The following is a 21,068-nucleotide window of genomic DNA, read 5'->3' as shown; positions in this document are numbered from 1 at the left end:
TTATAGGGCGGATTTCTCAAGATAAGTTCACTTTTTGTGAATTTATCTTCTTTTTGCTAACTATTTTGCTCAAATTTGATCTTTTATGATATAATGTTTATATAAATTATGTCTTGGCGAAGGAGGGGAGTCTGCGGGAAAACAGGCTCCCTTTTGCTCTCTTTTGGAAGTGTCAACCGGAATTAAGACATACTTGAATACATTTCATATAGCCTTTAGGTGCTTTTATAACGGGGTGCATATAGCGTTGGGACGGCGTTGTTCCTCTGTATGTAGGGTTCCTCTGGGGTACTTAAATGATTTATGAAATGGATTCACATCTTGATCAAAATGGGGGGGATACCATGTCCAATGTATCGGTTAAAGAACTAACATCCAAGCCGGACCGCAATGTGAAGAGTTCGGTGTTTTCACTGAAGCTTCTGCAGCGCATCGTGATGATTCTGGTCGGTGCTGCACTGATGGCTGTGTCACTCGAAGTATTTCTCGTGCCGAATGGCGTTATTGATGGGGGAATAACAGGGATTTCGATTATGGTGTCAGAGCTTACACATCTGCCACTCGGAATTTTCCTGACCTTGCTGAACTTGCCTTTCCTGATTCTGGGGTATAAACAAATTGGTAAAACGTTTGCGCTATCTACACTGCTCGGGATCGTTGTAATGTCCATTGGAACGTCATTGTTACACCGCGTTCCTGCACTGACGCCAGGTGAACCACTGCTTGGAGCTGTATTTGGTGGATTGATCTTGGGGGTTGGTGTTGGTCTCGTCATTCGTTCTGGCGGTTCACTGGATGGTACGGAGATTGTAGCCATACTGTTGAGTGAGAAATCACCATTGTCTGTAGGTCAGATCGTATTGTTCATTAACGTATTTATTTTTGCAGGTGCAGGTTTTGTGTTTGGCTGGCCAAACGCCCTGTATTCCATGATTGCTTATTATATTGCAATGAAGATGATTGATATTGTGAATGAAGGATTGGATCAATCCAAATCGGTATGGATTATCAGCGAGAAGTATCGTGATATTGGTTCAGCCTTAACCGACCGTCTGGGTCGTGGCGTCACTTTCCTGGATGGAGAGGGTGGCTTCAGCGGAGACGAGAAGAAAATTATCTTTGTGGTTATTACTCGTTTGGAAGAAGCTAAACTGAAGTCCATTGTTGAAGATTGGGACCCACATGCCTTTGTGGCGATTGGTAACATTCACGATGTGAAGGGCGGACGTTTCAAGAAAAAAGGTATACATTAGCGAATCTCATCGCGCGTAAACGAAAAGATAGCCGGTACCCTTGGTTTGAGGGTGACCGGCTATTTTTGTTTTAAATGCTGGATGATCAGTTCAACAGGCTGGGGTTCAACAGCTGCGATCAGATCCCCGGTCTTCGTCAGGCGTTCCACGATGTTCATCAAGTGGTAATCCTTGATCGAAACGTTGTTCCGCACTTCATCCCATGTGAGTGGAGTAGACACAGTGCCACCTGGCTTGGCGCGGGGAGTGTAAGGAGCTGCCAGCGTTTTGCCACCATAATGCTGGAGGTAATCAAAATAAATGCGATCCCCCCGGTCTTTTTTTAGTCGTTCCAGTGTAAATAGATCCGGATGTTTTTGAGTGACGTATTTGCCTACAAAATAACCGATGTCTCTTAATTCATCGAAGGTTACACCTTGGCGAATCGGAACAATAATCTGTACACCTGTGGCACCGGATGTTTTCGGTACCGATCTCAAACCAAGTGAAGTTAGCGTTTCCCCCACGATTAAGGCCGCCTGCATAATGCGAGGTTCTTCTTCCTGCGAAGGATCGAGATCAATCATCCACTCGCAAGGCAGATGGTTGCCTACGGCATGCAAGGAAGGATGAAACTCCAGAGCGGCCAGATTGCCAAGCCATAACAGATCAGGGAGGTCGTTCATCACCACATATCGTATCCCGTCATGCATCTCGGTTCGCACAAACTCCGGAACGGGCTCTGGGGCATTTTTCTGATAGAAAAACTCGCCGCCTGCACCATGCGGATAACGTATCGTGGTGAGCAGCCGATTACGGGTGTAAGTAAGTAGGTAGGGAGCCAGTGCCGCCAACTTTTGCAAATAGATAGCCTTGGTTACACCTGCTTCGGGCCATAACAACTTGTCTGGATTAGTCACAGTAAGTTCCATTCCATTAATCGTTATGGTGCCCTTTATTGTATGGGCCATGAATAACACCTCCTCTGGGGAACAAGTATAATTTAAAAGGAAAGCCTTTTTACTTTTTCAGGTGGATGTAAAAATTAGTTTATCGTTCAGGGATAAGATGACTGATCTGGCTGATCTCACACTCATCTCGCTTTACCGAAGCAAAAGCCTGGATGCTTGGGTGACGTAGGGTAAGATGGTGGGTGAGTTCCATGAATTGCACTTTGACTCCGATCTGTGGTTCAACCCATGTCGTCTCCGCGCTTCTCTCAGGTATGTTATGGAATGGTCTATCCTTTCGGATGAGAGGCTGTACTTCTTCGGTTAGTTTACGCCAGGAGTCCGAGTTCAGTTTACCCGTGCCGACATGACCAATATAGACAAAGTTTGGCCCATCATATACACCAACTGCGATTGCATTGACGATACCACTGCGGTAGGTGACCCCGCCAATCATCGCATATAGATCGTGGAAAATCTTGACCTTCTGCCAGCGTTGATCCTTACCGTTGATTCCATAGGTACTGGAAAGGTCTTATTGAAGTATCTACATAAAAGTTATGGACATTAATCGAAAAAAATTATATCTTTTCTTGTTTTATAGGGGGAACAATGATTAATAAATACATGTACATAAATAATGCGTTGTACATAATGGCATGAATTATGTACACTCACTTACTTGTGTATCTGATTTATTGTGCATTCACTTTTATCAACATCAATTATAGTTTGAATACTTGGGTGCCTCATTGAACCTCCCGGAGTAAACTCAAGATACTCTACCTTCACGGTTAACTCTGGCTTCACCCAAAAAACATCTTTGGATTTCTCTGGATCATTTGAAAATGGACATTTTGTTGAAACAATCTTATTCGTTTGTTCAGTGAGGAATGCCCAATCATGACGTGTTAATTTCCCTGTACCTGCACTACCGATATAAATAAAGTCACCTTTATCGGTATACAGACCTAATAAAAGTGAATTAACGATGTGATTAGTTCGTGTTACCCCACCTACCACTGCAAATAAATCATTTACAATCTTATGTTTTCTCCATCGATCATCTTTACCATTTATTCTGTATTTACTGGAGATGTCCTTATAAACTATACCCTCCATTTGATATTGACCCATAAGATTAAAAAGAGCTGGTCCATCGCTGAAGTTTTGTGCAATTTGTATATTATTTCTGGGTACGATAATTTCATCGAGCAGTCGTTGTCTATATTCTAATGATTTATCAATAACCCAGGTGCCGTTGTAAAACAAGATGTCAAAAATCATATAGGTCACAGGTGTTATGGTTAAGGAATGCTTTATACTTCGTTCTTGTTTTAAACGATCCCTTTTCATAACTTCATGAAAGGAAGGTGTAGTGCTGTCAAATGCAATGACCTCTCCATCAAGAATGACAGAATCAGCTTTGCAGAAGGAGTTAGTGTCAAGTAATTCAGGATATTGCTGCGTACGTTCATTCAATTTTCGATTGAATAATCGAGATTCATTCCCATCACAGTAGTGTAAAATCCTTACTCCATCCCATTTTACTTGGGCCACCCAGTTGGTTCCTGATGGAGGATTCTGCATCCTTGTTGGTTCAAATGGAATGACTGGATCTAGTTCCATAACTTATCCCACCTCCTTATGTTCTTAAATTTCATTCTTTCCATTTTCAGAAATTTTAGTTTATGCATTGTTATGGAACAAAAGAAGTTAGTCATATTTGTCATGAGAACCTATACCTTTCTATTCTGGCTGTTCGGAAAGAGGAGTCTTGCTCCATTCAGCTTTTGTGTGATATTGACAATGCGAAACTTAGGTTATGCTCCTCTTATAAAGAAAGGGTGTAGAAGAAGTATGGGCGCCGTCATTAACGCGAGCGAGTATACCGTCTGATGAAGCTTCAGGGCATCCAGTCTGTCACCCGAAGAAAGAGGAAGAAAGTACGTCGGCTTTAACCTCAGCAGGATGCAGAGGCTCCTAACGGGCCTTTGAAGCGTTTCGAAAAGACATTGACGTAATACACTGTTACAATTACGAACGGTTACAGGCAAAACTAAACGGCCTCAGTCCCATGAATTCAGGACCAAGGCCGCTTAACCATCTTTTATATTTGTACTGTCTTTTAACGGGCAGTTCATCAGTGGGATGGTCTTCTGTATTTCAAGTTAGGAAGAAGGTAACATTAGATCGATTAGATCTATTGCTAAAGATTTTGACCCACTCACGCCTTTTATATATTTTAAAGGTCCTTCCGAAGACCAGTTTAATGATGTAAGTCTTTTCACGTACTTATGCATCAAGTCATAATTCATTCTTCCACGATCATTAACGCATTTGGTTAGAACTTTTGCTCCAGCAATTGAAAGAGCATCCAAACAAACAATATGTGTTATGCGGTAATCCCCGTAATTCATCCATTCCTTCGCGAAAACATCCTTGATATACCGATAATAATTTAAAGCTACTTGATATTTCTCTTCATTCGTCAAACCTGAAAAATTTTGTTCTTTGAACAAGTATTTAAGTGTTCTATACAGATTTTGAAGAGTAACATGTCTACCACGAGTACGTTTACCGATAATGCTCCCAATATTATGGAAAGGACTTTCAGGGCGTGTTACTAGCTCAGTTGCTATCCAGCTATAATCATCGGCATTACGTCGTAAATACTTGCTTAAAGAGGTTCCAATGCCTTTCGCTTTAGTGTTAATAGTATCAAAAAAATGTATTTCTTCGTCTTCATCAAGGTAATGGAAAGCTAGAAATGGAACATTTATTTCGGTATTTGTTTCTTTTATATATCGTTCAATACCACCAAGACGATGCTGACCATCCATAAGTGATGCTTTTCCTCTGCATACTAGCCTTCCGTAATTTGTTCGCAAGTTATCGTAAGACGAAAATTCCCAATTCCCAGCAGCATTTAATAATATAGGTGAAAACAAAGCATCCTCACCTTTAGATAAATATATGGCAAAATCAGTACTTCTTTTTTTGTCCACCGGTCGCTGATATCCTTTTCCAGACGGATCATCATAACGCTTAACATAGGTAACATTTATGGCAGTTGAAGCATTTAAGTAGCTCTGGTAGGCAACTTTACCACGCATTTTGTATTGAAGGACATTCTCAATCACAATTTTCGTAGGTAAGCTATTCATAATATATTCACCTTTCCTGTATCTCAAAGTTTTCATAGCATAATATAGACCTAAATTCATATAATTTCAAATAACAATATATAACATGAATATCTGTAATAACTAATGCAACTTACCTAATCTGTTAAGAGAGGTGGTTGCTTTGGGAGTTCGAATTACTGAGTATGTAGGAGAACAAGTAAGAAATATTCGAAAAAGTAAAAATTATACCCAAGAGCAGTTGGGTGAGAAAGTTGGTCTACCTCAGCCTTATATTGGAGGCATAGAACGAGGTGAGAGAAACATTTCGTTAGACACCTTAGAACGTCTTCTAGAAGCTCTTGAAGTTTCCCCTAGCGAATTCTTCAGAGGTTACAATGATAATTATTTTTCTGAAAATGAGAAAGCGAAAGAGTCAGTCTTAATCAACTTGAGTGAACTCTTATCCAAAAGGCCTATTCGAGATATCGAGATGATTCAACAATTAGCGAATGATGTTCTAGCAACGATTGATTCTCATGTTAAATCTGAAAATGAGAAAAAATAACCTCCCTTCAACGCTTCTGGGAGGTTATTTTTTTATATTAAGAGAGGGCAAGAACAGGGTCTGTTTGAAAGTTCTATTATAGAAACTTTTTTATCTTATCTGAACAAACTCGTGTTACGATCCAAGAAAGAGAACTTGTTAATTACCAAGTAGATGTGTTCTTAACATTAACTAGGATCACTTCGTCATTTCATTAAGCTACCGGCAATTTAGTTATAGATTAGTCTCGGAGAACCTTATCATAAATATGGCGATTAATGATGAGTGTTACACTAAGAATTATTTATGGGAGTAAAATTATGATTGCAGGGTGATACCTAAGTAAGAAGATTATTGATATGATGTAAAAGGAATATTGTATTTAAGATACAGTTAGGAGAAATTATGTATTATTACAAAATTTAAAGGACAATGGGGCTACAGGATGCATTATATTAAGCTTTTTTTAAATGAGCAATACATAGATTGCTTTGAAAGCAAAGAACAACTTGATTATTATTTACGAGATAAAAAAGATCTAATAATAGTTGGGCACAAGAAAACAGAGAAAGAACTTTATTTTATGACGCTAGATTACTATGAAAATTTTGAACCTCCTATTGAAGATTATAATTATATTCCCGTTCAGAGAAATATATATAAAGGAGAACAAGAAAATATGATTGATTTCACTGAACTCTCAAGCGATGGTGTAGCTTTTGAACAGTTAATTAGAGAACTTGTGTTAAGAGAAGGATATGAAGCGCACTGGACAGGCGTAGGTCCAGACCAAGGTAGAGATTTGATAGTTGTAGAAAAAGTATTAGGACCGCTTAGTAGTTTTCAGCGAACGTGGTTAATTGAATGTAAGCACTATGCTAAGGCAAACAAGTCTGTAGGAATTAATGATTTATCGTCAATAATTGATTCTTGTAGTGCTGCTGGAGCTGATGGATATATATTGGCGTGTTCAACACAGCCTTCATCGTCCTTAGTTCGGAAATTTAATGAGCTGCAAAATAGTAAAGGACTGAAAATTATTTATTGGGATGCGATCGAAATAGAAAAACGATTATTTAATCCTGAGAGTTTTGCACTTATACATATGTTTTTTCCGAAATCGTCAGAGAATATAGGTTGGAAGATATATAATTCAGATTCACCCTCTTTTTGGGCAGCTAATTATAAAGAACACTTCATATATTTATCTTCACGCGTAGCTATGACTTTTCCCGATTTGAGAGATTGCGAAAAAATACTTGAAATTATCGATAATTTCCCAATTCTACCTAAGAATCAATTTTTAAGACCTCGGGCTATTTACTTTGATAATAAACATGAGCAATTTCGTGTTTACGTAGACTATATGGTAAGTGAAGATGATAAAGTAATATTAAGTCCTAAAGAATTAAATGAATATTTCAATGATGGTATGGGATTATACGAAGAAGATGATTCAATGTGGTATTTAACATACTGGGATGTTAACTTGGTTAAAATTAGACCAAATAGTGATCGTTATCATAGAGACAGTAAGAGTTACTACGAGCCATTTATAGAGAAATTTAAATCTGGAGGAAGCAGAAATCGGACACTTTCAGATATGATTTTCCTAAATAATTATTTCTAAGAAAAAACTGCTATACTCCCTCCAATATAAGCACTCTTCGTCAAAATTGTTCGCCAACGCCTATGTGTTTTCTTATCCAAGGCACGAATATTCTGAGATTAAAATTTATTTTGGAATTGACAGTGAAAAGAGAGCGATAGGAGACTGTTAAAATTAATTGAGACGAGAGGGTCTTAATGACTATAGGGTTGATTATATTAATTTTAATACTTAGAAACAAGACTAAGCTAACGGGAAACGATAGTGCTTTATATGTGTTGAACTACTGCCGAGAATGGAAGGAGATGGTACTATGACAATGCCGGAATCATTTTTTGCAGAAATAGAGTGCAACGCCCAAATATTATGGGGATCAATAAAGGATGACCCGTATCCTAACAGAGAAATGTTGAAAGAATTTGCTGACGGACAAGAGTTGCTGAGGTTCAGCGACTATGAGGACGTAAGGAGGAAGATCGATTCCTTCAGGTCGTTCGCTTACGCCAAATGCTCCATCATTGATGTGGAACATGCTCTGCCTATTCTTCTTCAAATGTACACAAACTTTTATTCTGTTTGCTCCTCAGCACCCTCTTGGCTGGGCACTGCGATCAAGTACAGCGTGGCCGTTCTGTGGGAGCAGCTTACTGAAGGCGTGGCGAAGGGTACAAGCAGAGAGACAGATGATATCAAGCAGGCGCTACTCAGCATACATATTTTAAATGACCTTGAGTCCAGTCTGTATCTGGAATGCTTTATTTGCGAACCGTTTAGCTTGGATAGTGAAGGTTTACACGGGTCTGATGATTTTCACCAAGTATTGAATGATTTCTATCAATCTTTTCGGGAAGGCTATCTACAGCGGACATGGGGGCAATACGTAAATGTGTTTATGTCGGATATTCCTGGTGCCTTGCGGGCGGTGGAGAGAGTTATGAACGGTGAATCTCCTTCCAAAATCAAAAAATTTGAAAACACGATTTTTAGCGGAATTAAAAAGTCAGAACCAATTGAATTCTGGCTGGGTATCTGGGCGAGGCTCAAAGTGTTTATGGTGTCCCTTGGTTACAGGGATTCGTCTCAGTATGTAGGTATTAGCATTATACCTGACCATATACCTATTCTGTCCTCTACCAAGATAGGGAGGGAGAAGCTTCAGAAGGCGATTCAAGATTTATTTTGGACAAACGAGTGGTATGAGCATGCGAATAATAATAAAATTAACATGTATGATATGTTGATCAGCCGACCAGTGATTAGGATCAAAAATGAAGAAAAATGTTACGTCACCTCCTTCTTTCTTATAATGGATTCTCTTGGTAATTTTATTGAGGATTCGATGATGGGCTATTCCAGTAGTCCCGTTAAGCTATCTAAGAAATTCCGAAAAAAATTCATTTCAGATAAGTTTGAACATCGTATCATTGAACGACTTAGGATAGCCGGCCATACGAGCGGGAGGGTAGAAACTAACGGCATATGGTACACAGAAAACGGTGAAATGCCTTTGAAGGTTAAAGGAAAGAAACTATCTGGCGAGATCGATGTCCTCGCCTATAGGCCGGATAAAAAACTCCTGGTTATACTGGAATGCAAAGTTTACGAACTACCAAGTTCACCCAATCAAATGCGGAATCTACTGAACAAGTTCGGGAGCGCTGACCGAAAGAAGGTTCACCAAAAACTGGACGCCAAACTTGAATGGGTGCTTAAGAGTGAGTTTTTTGCAGATAAGGAGCTTACTCTTCTCAGGGGGCTTATGCTCGATCGGAAGTTCCCAGGCATGTATCATGATGGCTTTAACGTTATGGATCCCAAACTATTTGAGGAGGTTCTGCAGCAAATGGAAGAAGTGGAGCGAATTCCTACGGAGGATTCTATACGTTAAGCGTATGGTATGAATCATAAATCCAATTATCTAGTTGATATGTGCAACGCTATTTTTTTTCTTACATAATTATAAAGAGTAGGATAAAGAATGAAGTAACGGCAAACAAAGACCACTTGACAAATGCAAAGTGGTCTTTGTTTTTAACTCCTATTCTTATATGTACTTATTGAAGCAGCTTCTTAATATTAGGAGCGGTATTCTCAAAATGGATAAATATGAAAGGAAGGAACAGTTATAAGTGCATGAAGATTGAGTAAGACGCTCAGTGTCGTATGAGCACGAAACAATCCATGTAGCCTATCGTATTAATGTGTTATAAATAATTAACATGATAAACGAAATTGGGGGTTAAAGTTTGAAACTGAAGAAATTACTATCGCCAGATCGGGTGTTATTTTGGGTGCTTACATTTGTATCATTTCTTTCAATTTTTTTAGTGAAGTTTGTTTGGGTAAACACTCCCCCCCCGAAATGGTTTCCATGGGGCCACGAGTTTGGGGAGCTAGTTAACAATTTATGTATAGGGTACATAGTCAGTGTAATATTCTATTACATAGTGGTTTACATTCCGGATAAGCGGAACAAACGGGCTGCAAATTCCGGAATTATTGGGATGTATGTACCCAGAGTCTTATTCCACTCGAAAAAAATATTAGGCCTGCTGTATTTCAAAATGGAGACTGAAAAAACATTAATTATGCTGACGAAAGATGATTTCAGAAAAATTGAGCGGCTAGATCCGTCAGAGCCTGTGGAGTTTTTTCTAGGTGACAGTGGCAAACTTGTTAGTGTGAAAGTAGAAGCGGATAATCAAGGTGATTTCCTCATTTATCATCGTGATGCTATTAAGGAGTCTATAAATGAAATGTTTGTTTCGCCGTTAATCAAATATGTTGACAGCGACTTGGTACATATTATTGGAAAAATAAAGTATTGTCGTTTCTTAAATTACAGTATTTCAAACATTGCAAAGGGTAACGATTATCTACATCATAGAGAAGGAATGTATGAGTTCTATGAGTTGTACATGGAGTTTACAAAAGCATTAAATGAAGAATGCTTATTTGAAGTTCATCCCGACTACTACACCTACTACAAGCCAATTCCTCCAAGTTTTTAAATTCACTATACTTCTAGTAATAGTTAAGTGTTAATAAGTATCCTTTAAGCTAACGGGAAACGTTAGTTCAATAAGTTCAATGCACCGCTCAAATGAGCGGTGTTTATTTTCGACGGATATCAAAAGTACAAAAAGGTTAGACTGATTGCCCTGTCCGTTTATTAAAATAGTGGTGCAGTTGAGGTAACATTCACTTCTGCGGATTATAGAGCTGAGTAGATATCAAGAGCTACTCTGCCCCATCCTCACAAAAAGTATCGAAAAGACATATTAAACCGTGAGTAAAACGGGCGTGATCTTTGTCTTTGCATGTATGGATCATAAGCTTCTCTGTTGCCTTTTATACATTGAAAAGGTTATTGTGACAAAGTATGAATTATGGTACGATTTTCCTATTGAAAAGACGACATTAAAATAGGGTGAACTGACATGTTGATTAGACCAAGACTTAACGATTTTCATGATCTTCCATTTACACAAGAAGAAGTAGATTTCGCAATTCCATTTCTTGATGAAGATATTCCGTTATATTTAGATCCATTCTTACTGTGGAAATCACCATCAATGCAAGACAACGCCTTACACGCTATCATTTCGAATTCTTTCAATCATTTAGGCCATCTAATTAAGAAGAATAATGAAAAAGAAGCTACGGAGATATTAATTCGAGCGTCAGAATGTGCTGAAGTTGGATTAGGCACTTCGGGTAATAAAAGTGGAATGAGAATCGGAGGGAAAACAGCAACTTCAATTTTATCGCTCTTCAATTCTGTTCCTCAGATCACAGTAGGCGGATTTAATCATTTTGAAGAAATTCAGCTTTATGTTAATCAGATTTCAAAAGATCGTGTGAGTGACATTGCCTGTAATTTTTTGAAGTCGTTTTTAATTGATTACACGATCCAACAGTGTGAAAAGCATAAAATACCAATGGAGAAGACAAAAGTCCAGGATTTGTACAATCATAAAACATATCAGATCATTGAAGAAGATACATACTTACCTATTAATCCAGAAACTAAAAAGCCGGTGCTACTTGTTCCAAAGCGATGGCTTCGCTATATTCCGTGGATTAACTATGAAGATTACTTTGATGGTTATTTCGTAAAAGAGGTTTGGCAAGATAAGGATAACATACCTTCTAGAGTTGAGATTTTGGAATACAACCGAAAAAATTATGATGTGGTTCAAAACTTTATCAAGATGAAAGAAAGAACATTTGAAGATTGCAAAAATGATCCACTTTTTAAATCGATACCGATTACATCAGCCAATAGAAAATTAAATGAAATTATAAAATTGCCATCAGGTAAAACCGATAACGCAGATAGAAAATATGAAGATCATGTTTGCCAGCTAATGGCTTCTGCACTTTACCCTCATTTGGATTTTGCTCAAGCGCAAAGCAGAACCGATTCCGGAGCTTTAATACGAGATTTGATTTTTTATAATAATCGTTCATTCGATTTTTTAAAAGATATATATGACGATTACAAAAGCAGACAAATTGTAATGGAATTAAAGAATGTTGCCAAGGTTGAACGAGATCATGTTAATCAGCTTAATCGTTATCTTACTGACTCATTTGGCAGTTTCGGTATTTTAATAACAAGAAACCCTTTGCCAAAGCCAATCTTCAAAAATACGATTGATCTTTGGTCAGGTCAACGAAAATGTATAATTGCATTGACCGATGAGGATCTAAAAATGATGGTTTCCGTGTATGAAAGTAAACAACGGCATCCGATAGAGGTTATCAAAAAGAAATACTTAGAATTTAGACGAAGCTGTCCGTCTTAGGAGGATGAATCCATGAGCATTGATGTTAGCACCTTTGAGAAAGTACAAGCTCAACTTCAAGGACTGTTTGATGAGATTGGTACGCTTTCCAAGAAAAAGCCCGATGACGCCATTAATAAATTCAAATTAAAGATCATTAATCCAATACTGACTGAAGCAAACAAACTGTTGACCGGAGACTACAAACCATTTTCAGATTTTGAACAATTTGATGAGGATAGTCTTCCGACCAATAGTGATACTATCTTGATTTTGTCTCAGTATCTTAGCTGCTTAGAAAAGCTTAGAGCTGATAACATCACAGTATATGGAGCTCGCTGGTTTTGGATGGAAAACGGAAACCGAACTGATATTCGAACGGCTCCACCAAAGAAAATAACCTGGTAAGTTAAAAGGAGGGTTAATTGTCCATGTCAAAAGCAACAGACTTACCTACTGAAGCAACTGCTGCTAAATATGATATGCTGTCTCCGATGCTAGACTCTGCATTATTGGAAATGCGTGAATTTTCGAAGAAGAAACAAGATGGTGTGTTAAATCCATTAAAGGTAAAAGTTTTAAATCGGTTATTGTCTGATATTAAAGAAATATTAAGTTCCGATCCAAGCACTGAATACTTAGATATACTGGACGATGAGTCACTACCGCAAAATAGTGATGCTGTTCTAATTCTTGGTCAATTTAGAGCAGCTATGAATCAATTTAGAGGTAAATACTATGGTTACTATGGTGGAACCCATCGATGGTTAACCGTAGAGAAACCCCAAAAATAGCAACGTGTGTGACTGTATTGATGGAGCAATCAATTAGCTTGTTTGAAATCATATCAAGAATCGCTTCTGAAAATCAGGGATAAACAGACAGGTACGTGTATCAGTAAATGAATCGTAAAAAATGAAGAAGAAGTTCTAGCCCCAATTTGGGACTAAAACTTCTTCTTCATTTTTTATCTAATTAGGTGGTAAATTACTAAGTTAAAGTAACTGCTTAATGCTATCCCTCATTCGACTTACAAGAATAGCATCTGGAGTCGTCTGATACAGTTTAGCTTGGGTCTTGTCCAGTATATCCCCGATGATTTTAGAGCTCCCACCAGAATACTCTAGCGCCTTTTCAATACCATTTAAAAGTAGTCCTGCTAAGGGAATAGTAGTACTCGTCAAAGTTGTACCAATATCAACTAACACACCTCTTATATCCCATGCATTAACCCTGTTCTTGTTTCTTTCAAAGGATTTAACAGCATTATTAAATGCATCAATAATTTGTTTTCGTTCTTCTGGATGTTGATGCTTGGAAATTCTCTGAATCAACATATGAAATCGAGCTATATCACCACCTTTAAATGCAGTTGCTAATTCTAAAACAGGAACACTGTTAGCGATAGTTAAAATCCCCTCTGTTGCTATATTTGGTGTACTCATAAACTCCATGTTCCATTCATTATTGACTCCTGAATACATGTTTGCTAAAGTCTCAGAGTTTCTAATATGAGCTTCTTCTCCCGTAGGACATAGTGTAGACTTTAGAGCTCCTGCCCATTCGACAGCGTGAGATGCTGTAATTAATTCGAATCTATAGTCTTTACCAGTCTGACTTTCAATAATAGCAGCAATCAGAGTTCCGTAACCAGTTGGTGCAGTTCCCATAGCACCTCTGAATGCTACTAAAGTGTTAGCGTTCCAAATTTCTGAGAGTTGGATAGCTAGGGCTCTGACCCAAGCTTGTGATTTTGGATCAATTAACTTTAGGGCTAGACCATGCAGAGCTGAGAGTAATCTTTGTTTTTCCTCAGTTTCAAGATTAGGATACAAAAGTGGATTTCTTTTGCGACTATCAGCGATAGTCCTAAGAGCTAATTGTCGAGAAAACATAAGATTGTGAGGAGCCGATTCTACTAGTTCTTCAAGAAATTTTTGTTCATAATGGTTGATATCTTGAGGTAATAGTATTTTTACTCTATCCAATCTAACAAGCTCGATAAGTTCTTTTTCTGTTATACCGAGAGTTGAAAGTACACTTACATGGTCGAATGATGGAGGAGCAACGATGTTCACTGTTTGATACATCGTGAGGTAGTTACGAATGTCTTGTGCACCAGAGACGGAAAGATCCAATAAACAGGATGATCCGTTTTGTTTCCATGTTGTAGGTAATGATTCTTCTTTAATATAGTCATCAGAAGTCAGAATGGACACTGACTGATCAACCCATAATTGTTCATCAAATTCCCATTGTTTCTTTAATTCAGAGCTTACATTCATCGATGACCTTCTACTTGGTATCAAGTCCAAGCTAGGTTCTGCATTAATATTTTTAGAATGAATTTGACTGTTTATTAATAATTTGATGTTATCAGGTCTAGTGAAACCTTGTAGTCTATCTAACGAATATATGAAACAATCATACTCTGAATCAGTTATCGTACGCTCAACTTCAAGTATCCATCCTTCTCTTTGTTGTAAGTAAAATCTGTAATTGGGGAAATCGGGAGGTATGAGCAAAGCGATTTGATCATCGAAATCATTTTGGTTGAGCATTTCACCGACTACTTGAACAGCTTCTTGCAACGGGCGATCATCTAATCTAATGGCTTCTTCTGGCACTTGCTCGACAAGGAAAATGGGGGTAGCTAGTGCTTTTATTGTTTTTTTAAAGAAGACTTCTAACGGTAATGAATCCTCATTGTTAAGAGGTTCAACTGATAAATCCTCGCATTTGATATAGTAAAAATCATTAATGTACCAAAGTCCGTCAGTGATAACATGTGGTTGTAAAATTCTAAGCCTATCATAAGACCAATGGGCAGAATAATAGTTAGAATCGAAATTTATAGACATAGCTATGATCACCTCATGAAAAGTTATTTTATTAATACGGATATGTTTTTAAAAAAATTTCTTTAAATAGAATCAAACTGAAGCCCAAAAGACAATTAAGTTGTAGCGATCGCAGTTTTGTATCTTTCATCGGTACGTTTTAGAAAGGCTTATACAGCCGTTAATGTATCTTCAAGTACTTCACTATCCCAATGACTCTACAAGGGCTCGCAAGGCACCTTAAAGCGGGGAGATTATAAACAGGGTAAGAAACAACATGTTATGTGAAAAGATTAGGGAACATTTCCCTGAGCTTATCTTCCTTCTGAGCTTCGTTTCGTGAGTCTGCAAATGTTTTTTTTAAATGTTGTTGCTCAATGTTTGTATTTGTATATATTTCTTTGTTGAAATCAAGAAGATTGCTTTGTATGGCGTTCTCTTCTCTCAAGTGGGGGAAAGCACTAGATACAACCAATGTCTTGTACAAATTTTCATAATGAAGTACTTGCTGTTTTAACTTATCTAATTGGAACTTTTGCTTTTGAACCGTTGTCTCTAACTTACTTATGTCTTTAGCATTTCTTTTCAATTCCTTGTTTTCTAAGTAGAGACTACGCAATGTTTCGACGATAGCGTGGAGTTCCTGGACAATCTTTTCTCTACTGTTGTTTTTGTTGCTGAAGAGCTCCTCAATATCTGGGAAGTAGATGTCCAGATATACTTGTTCGGTTGATTGCATGATGGGTGTATTCAATTCTTGAATATAATCAGAAATTCTCCTCTTCCAGGTATTCCGGCTAATCCCTGTTTCTTTCTCAAGCATGAGAAACGATAATTTCTTCCCTTTATATTTAGTTTTAATTTGAAGTGCCATTTCTTTTAGCTTTTGATCTTCAACGGATTTAGGTCGTCCTTTATTGTTTTTCATAATGATTCTCCAATAATGTAGAATTAACGACTGAAAGATGGTCCATCATTTGCACCAATCTTTGAGATGCTGCATTTAATTGATCTTGCCCTGTTTTCTGATGGGATAGGTTCTTCAAATCATAGTACATATGCTTGCTGATCGTTAGCATGAATTCTGTTGTTTCTCTCACTTTCTGAGTTAATAGGTCAGAGTAATCTTTGAGCCAACGAATTCCCATTTCAATTTCATTAACTGGCGGTTTGAAAATATACTTAGGGCAAACTCTGCAATCTTCAGCACAACCATCGGGGAAATCAGCTTCTTGATAACTACAAAAGCCGTAGGTCGTCGAATGGAAGTTTAAGAGGTCCTCATATTCGTATATTTTCCCTCGATCGATCAGTTCCCTTGTTTTGCCTAGAAGAGGGGCACCGATGTTTTTTTTGAATGTTACTTTAGATTTTTCCTGGGCCATTAAGTAAACCTGAGACTGAAGATAATGATCGATATGAGAGTAGTAGTTTTGCTGTACCCCGAGAGTATCGTGACCTGCCATTCGAGCGATGGATAACATATTGAAACCTTGTAGGAACATGTTCATGATGGCAAAATGTCGTGTATCTCCACAGGTGATTTTATCTACTGATTCATCTTGTATAATTTCTTTGTAAAAATCATCAATAAGACGCTGCAGATACTTATCAATCAATCGATTTTGCTTCCCTTTGCGTTGTTGTATGGTTTGATACGGTCTAATTAAATATCTGACATAAGCATCAAACGGAATTAGGTATTCTGAATGAATGTTTAAGTTTTCAAGAGTACAAATGTATTTATTAATTATTGAATACATCTCGTGGTTAATCTCTAATGTATCTGTCACATCCACTTTAAAGGGTGAATCCGCTTGTTTCTTTTCGCGAGGAATGTTAATCCAGTATGTTTCGTTATCTTTTTGTTCAATACAATTCTTCCGCAATGTTAGAAATTCAATGACGCGCATAGGTATAACATTGGTTAGTTTCCACCATATATAAACTGGGAAAAAACGAACATGTTCGTCTCCATAGGAAATATAACTGAAGAAATCAATGATGTGTTCATCAAATGTGAGAATATCTTTATAATTAGGCAGATCCCTGTTTCTTCTAGTAGGTTTAGGAATTGAATTGCAGACATTGTTAATTTCTGAAGCCTTGTCGTGGTTATAGAATAAAAAGAAGTTTTTGATGATCCATGCATTTTCATATGCAACCAACGGGGTTTGTTGGAGTAAGTAAGTCTCTAGATTTGCAATATGTTTGAATCCGTTCGAAGCCAATGCCGAATATTTCAAAGTTTGAAGCATGTTATGACAAGAAGAAACTGCCCTGCCACTTACTCTCTTAAGCAAAACGTAACCTTTAATTGCGAGATTTAGTTCTTTAAATACCTCTAAATTAAAGTGGAAAATAACATCTCTGTCTTTATGAGAGTCAGGTAAAAGCCATACAGTATCTTCAAATGATTCCGCACGAATAAGTTTATGTTCCTTTAGGTGATCGTAGTGTTCTTCAAAGTTATGCTTAGACATATTTTGAAAAAAAACATTTTCAATTGCGTTTAATGTATTTGTTTCATTTAAATCTCCCAGTCTCCTACGAATTAACAAATTAATTCTCCATTCTTTATTTTTCTGCAAAGAGCCGATCCCTGATTTCAAATACATTATTACGAACTTCATGAAGATCAATGAAGCTGTTCACGTACGGTTCTCCATAAAACGAAACGGCTTCGTTTAAAATCGTTAGTAGTTTTTTGAGGAAGTTTGAATCACGAAGTAAAACTGTAAGATGAACGGTTTCCTTTATCGACTTATACAGGCGAATGATTTCGTGCTTCAATTGGAACAATAGATAAAGTTGAGGGATGAAATTTTCACAATAAAAACAAGATTGTAAATGTATTTTGGCGCAGTCAGGGAAGGTGAAGCATTGACCTTGAGCATCTTTAGACGTACATTCACCTCGTATTATTTTTCTGAATAAATCAATCAGTTCATTGTGAGAAAGAGATAGCAATTTTGTTGTTAATGTATCTCTACTTTCATTGTTTTTTCTGATAAAGGCAGCCCAATTCTCTAATTGAATAGGAGTCAGATCTTGACGGATACTAGAGATTAGCACTGTTCTTTCTTCAAAGGTAGGTTGAAGTTCTTGATTAGTAAGGATCTGTTTAATCATAAAGTTAAATATCCAACCAAAGTGCCCACGGTTTAACAAATTTACGGATACACGATTTGTTGAACCGTCCTGGTTCGTTGATTGGACATAAACTGCAGTAGACTCTTGTCTTTCGTGCGAACGCAGGGACATGGTGTATGATAGCGCCAATTCTGGATCTGGGGCACTGTCAATAATGCTGTTAAATAAATAGGTCATAGTAGAACGAATCATGGTTATGCTTTGGAAGTTTTTAAGCTTTTCATTAAACTTAAAAAAGGCGAGATGCCTGTGTGTTGGCTTCTTTGCACTTAGTCCATTGGTTAGTAATGTTTGTATCAAAAAAGAATCTCGGTTTTCTCGTCTGTGCAACTCATTGATGAGGAAGGCTGTTCCTGCCGCTAGTATCATGTCTAAAGGAACAAGAAATGTGAGGAGCGCTTTTGTTTTGGAAGCAAAGGAATGTCTGGTCTTTATATATACTTGGTTTATTATTTGTTGAGCTTGCTCAACACTCAATTCGTTTGAGATAAACCACTCTAAATGATGAATCCCTAATTCATCTAAATCTAAAGTGGGAAGCTCGTTAACAATATCTGAGGGACGCCAGGCATCCATTAGATGCATGAGCGTAAACAACCACATATTTGAGTAGTATTGGCTCTTAATGGCTTCTTCCGTATGAAGTGGGACCTTTTTAACATAATGAACATACTCCAGGTAAATTTCTGGTTCGTAGATATCTTTTTCCGTAGAATGCTTCCCTTTTTGTTTGATAACAAACAATCTTTCTCGTTTTATACCTAAGGTCTGAAAGGAATATTGAAAAAAACGGTTTGCACAAATTCTATGCGAAATGGGTAGTGATTCATCTTGTAATATATTTTTAATCTCTTCTTCGGAAAGATCAAGGCAATTCTTAGATAATTTAGAAATAATCATTTCATACACCGTTAGAATTACTCCACACTCTTTTTTGATGTATTTTGGCCTGCCACCTAATGCTGCAATGCGCAATTCAGTGTAACTTTCATAAAGTTTTTTAGTTTGTAAAAGGTAATTTGGAGTAGTAAAATGATTGATTCTTTCTAGTATTTCAGGGATTAAATTATGTTTAGCCAGCTTTTCAATAATCTCTTCTTTGTTTTGTTTAGGAGTGTTTTTTCGTTTTGGAAATATATTTAACTTTTTTAGTTTTATATACTCATCTAAATCTGACTGTGGAATCAAATTTTGCTTATATTCAATGAACGTATTTGGGAAATAGCCTTTTCTCACCATCTCATTCACGTAAAAATAACTTGTCTTTAGATAAGCTGCAGCCTGTTTTGCTGTAAAGACTTTCTCTCTAAAATCATTGTTTTTCAGAAACTCCTCTACTGCAGATTTTGAGATTAAAATATAATCTTGTCCATAAATTCTATGTCGTTTTACATCTTGGATTTGATTATTTTGTATTAGTTGTTCGATCGTGCTTCTACGAGCGTTTACTAATTTACTAAAATTACGAATAGTCAGAAACCCTTCAGGAATACGACGAAGACTGCTGTATTGATTTTTTGCTGTGTGTTGAGATACTCTACTTGCTCTTCTTTTCAAAGCAGTAGACAAATCATCACGGTTAATAAGTATTTCTGATGCTTTTATTTTTGAAAATGGTACATCACCACTCTTGATTAGTGCTGTTAATTGACTTCTCGAAATCTGAAATTCTCGAATTGCCTGAGATACATTAATTGAGTTCTTTCGCGGATCCATTTTGGCAACTCTAGTCATAATAGCTGCTTTTGGGATGTAATTTTTTTTTAGCCAAAGAATTGCGCCCGTAATTTTGTTTTGAGAAATCCAAGTATGAATAGTGGTTGTAGAAACGTTCAGTTCCTTCGCTGCTTCCTCTACAGGTATATAGTTTTCATTTAAGTTTCTAAAGTAATTCTCATATTCATATACAGAACTTTTGGGGATGATATAAAAGCTAGAATGAGTAGTGGAAGCCCCGAGTTTCTTTACTCCCTGGAATCGATCTTGTCTAATCCAGCGAATAATTTCAATTTGATTCACTTTAAATCGTTCTGCTAGCATTTTTGTATCAAAGCAATCTTTTGGAATACCTGATTTATGGTAAGTAATTAGTTCGATATGTTCTAATTTCATCTTTTCAAAATCTGATTTTGATAAAAGATGCGTTTTTCCGATCATTGATGGGATTCGGTACTTTGATGAAATATCCGTAACTATCTCATAGGGTATTTCAAGTATTCTTACCGCCTCTGATAATGTAATCATCCCTCTTTCCCGTTTTAATTCACTCTGTAGCCAATTAAGTTCATCTAATGATATGTAACGCACACCATACCAAGTTATAACCTTTCGAATCTTCTTTTGCCTTAACCAGCCTAAAATCAAACTTTTCGTTATTCCCAACATTTTTTGGGCTTGTTCGATCGTTAAATGCGAACCTTCCAGTTGTTTTACGGTATTCTCATATTCGATTATGGAGTGAAGGGGAACAACGATAAGATCACCACAGGGTAGTCCAGTTAGTTTTTCTACATCTTTGAATCTGCGCTGTTTAATCCAAAGACTTGCAAGTGAGTTTTTAATATTAAACCTTTCCGCAATCATTCTAAGGGTTAAATACCCCTTGGGAGCACCAAATTGATAATAATCGAATAGAGGCTTATTGTTATCTTTAAACTGAATCAATGTGTCTTTACTTATAAAGATACGGCTTCTTATTCCCGATTCTTTTTTGAATGAAGGTATTTTTTTTAGTTTTATTAAATGTCTCAGAGTATCATCTGTTAATCCAAGGAATTCAGATGCCTGTGATATTGTTAACATTTCTGTCGTGTTCTGCACTA

16 protein-coding genes are annotated in these 21,068 nt (G+C 37.1%); 8 read left to right on the top strand and 8 right to left on the bottom strand.

The window, feature by feature from the left end:
• Window positions 1-344 precede the first annotated feature (344 nt).
• Complete coding sequence (locus BUA17_RS16965; RefSeq protein ID WP_072734452.1) at window positions 345-1,253, top strand: YitT family protein; 909 nt, start codon at window positions 345-347, stop codon at window positions 1,251-1,253.
• 59 nt (window positions 1,254-1,312) lie between these two features.
• Here BUA17_RS16965 and ligD read toward each other — a convergent pair whose 3' ends face one another.
• From ligD to BUA17_RS16945, 4 genes are all read right to left on the bottom strand, one after another.
• Window positions 1,313-2,203 carry a non-homologous end-joining DNA ligase gene (gene ligD / locus BUA17_RS16960; protein ID WP_063564492.1) on the bottom strand — a complete coding sequence of 297 codons (891 nt, stop codon included), beginning with the start codon at window positions 2,201-2,203 and terminating at the stop codon, window positions 1,313-1,315.
• Window positions 2,204-2,282: 79 nt separating this feature from the next.
• Window positions 2,283-2,639: an ATP dependent DNA ligase gene (locus BUA17_RS16955; protein WP_072734345.1), complete on the bottom strand. Its 357-nt coding sequence runs from the start codon at window positions 2,637-2,639 to the stop codon at window positions 2,283-2,285.
• Window positions 2,640-2,860: 221 nt separating this feature from the next.
• Window positions 2,861-3,811 (bottom strand): ATP-dependent DNA ligase, encoded by a 951-nt coding sequence (locus BUA17_RS16950; RefSeq protein WP_072734344.1) that lies wholly within the window; start codon window positions 3,809-3,811, stop codon window positions 2,861-2,863.
• A gap of 542 nt (window positions 3,812-4,353) precedes the next feature.
• Window positions 4,354-5,349, bottom strand: coding sequence for a DGQHR domain-containing protein (locus BUA17_RS16945; RefSeq protein ID WP_072734343.1), 996 nt, complete (start codon window positions 5,347-5,349; stop codon window positions 4,354-4,356).
• Between the two features lie 142 nt (window positions 5,350-5,491).
• Between BUA17_RS16945 and BUA17_RS16940 the strand changes: the two genes are divergently transcribed.
• From BUA17_RS16940 to BUA17_RS16910, 7 genes are all read left to right on the top strand, one after another.
• Window positions 5,492-5,875 (top strand): helix-turn-helix domain-containing protein, encoded by a 384-nt coding sequence (locus BUA17_RS16940; RefSeq protein ID WP_170867865.1) that lies wholly within the window; start codon window positions 5,492-5,494, stop codon window positions 5,873-5,875.
• Window positions 5,876-6,299: 424 nt separating this feature from the next.
• Window positions 6,300-7,484, top strand: coding sequence for a restriction endonuclease (locus BUA17_RS16935; protein ID WP_072734342.1), 1,185 nt, complete (start codon window positions 6,300-6,302; stop codon window positions 7,482-7,484).
• Between the two features lie 292 nt (window positions 7,485-7,776).
• Window positions 7,777-9,351, top strand: coding sequence for a hypothetical protein (locus BUA17_RS16930; RefSeq protein WP_072734341.1), 1,575 nt, complete (start codon window positions 7,777-7,779; stop codon window positions 9,349-9,351).
• Window positions 9,352-9,709: 358 nt separating this feature from the next.
• Window positions 9,710-10,474: a hypothetical protein gene (locus tag BUA17_RS16925; RefSeq protein ID WP_072734340.1), complete on the top strand. Its 765-nt coding sequence runs from the start codon at window positions 9,710-9,712 to the stop codon at window positions 10,472-10,474.
• Window positions 10,475-10,903: 429 nt separating this feature from the next.
• Window positions 10,904-12,274 carry a hypothetical protein gene (locus BUA17_RS16920; RefSeq protein ID WP_083584746.1) on the top strand — a complete coding sequence of 457 codons (1,371 nt, stop codon included), beginning with the start codon at window positions 10,904-10,906 and terminating at the stop codon, window positions 12,272-12,274.
• A gap of 12 nt (window positions 12,275-12,286) precedes the next feature.
• On the top strand, window positions 12,287-12,661 hold the full coding sequence (locus BUA17_RS16915) for a hypothetical protein (protein ID WP_072734339.1): 375 nt from the start codon (window positions 12,287-12,289) through the stop codon (window positions 12,659-12,661).
• 23 nt (window positions 12,662-12,684) lie between these two features.
• Window positions 12,685-13,047 carry a hypothetical protein gene (locus BUA17_RS16910; protein ID WP_072734338.1) on the top strand — a complete coding sequence of 121 codons (363 nt, stop codon included), beginning with the start codon at window positions 12,685-12,687 and terminating at the stop codon, window positions 13,045-13,047.
• 201 nt (window positions 13,048-13,248) lie between these two features.
• Here the strand turns inward: BUA17_RS16910 and BUA17_RS16905 are convergent, their stop codons facing one another.
• The 4 genes from BUA17_RS16905 to BUA17_RS16890 form a co-directional block, all read right to left on the bottom strand.
• On the bottom strand, window positions 13,249-15,114 hold the full coding sequence (locus BUA17_RS16905) for a hypothetical protein (RefSeq protein WP_072734337.1): 1,866 nt from the start codon (window positions 15,112-15,114) through the stop codon (window positions 13,249-13,251).
• 259 nt (window positions 15,115-15,373) lie between these two features.
• A complete protein-coding gene (locus BUA17_RS16900; protein ID WP_083584745.1) occupies window positions 15,374-16,021 on the bottom strand; it encodes a hypothetical protein in 648 nt (215 codons plus the stop codon).
• Window positions 16,008-17,684 carry a site-specific integrase gene (locus BUA17_RS16895; protein WP_170867864.1) on the bottom strand — a complete coding sequence of 559 codons (1,677 nt, stop codon included), beginning with the start codon at window positions 17,682-17,684 and terminating at the stop codon, window positions 16,008-16,010. The genes BUA17_RS16900 and BUA17_RS16895 overlap by 14 nt, the downstream gene beginning before the upstream one ends.
• Complete coding sequence (locus tag BUA17_RS16890) at window positions 17,671-21,066, bottom strand: helix-turn-helix domain-containing protein (protein ID WP_072734334.1); 3,396 nt, start codon at window positions 21,064-21,066, stop codon at window positions 17,671-17,673. Before BUA17_RS16890 ends, BUA17_RS16895 begins: the two co-directional genes overlap by 14 nt.
• Window positions 21,067-21,068 lie beyond the last annotated feature (2 nt).

The sequence above is a fragment of the Paenibacillus sp. ov031 genome, from assembly GCF_900143165.1.
GTDB classification, from domain to species: Bacteria; Bacillota; Bacilli; order Paenibacillales; family Paenibacillaceae; genus Paenibacillus; species Paenibacillus marchantiae.
The sequence above is the reverse complement of the archived record's forward strand: the minus strand, read 5'-3'. Positions and strand labels throughout refer to the sequence as shown.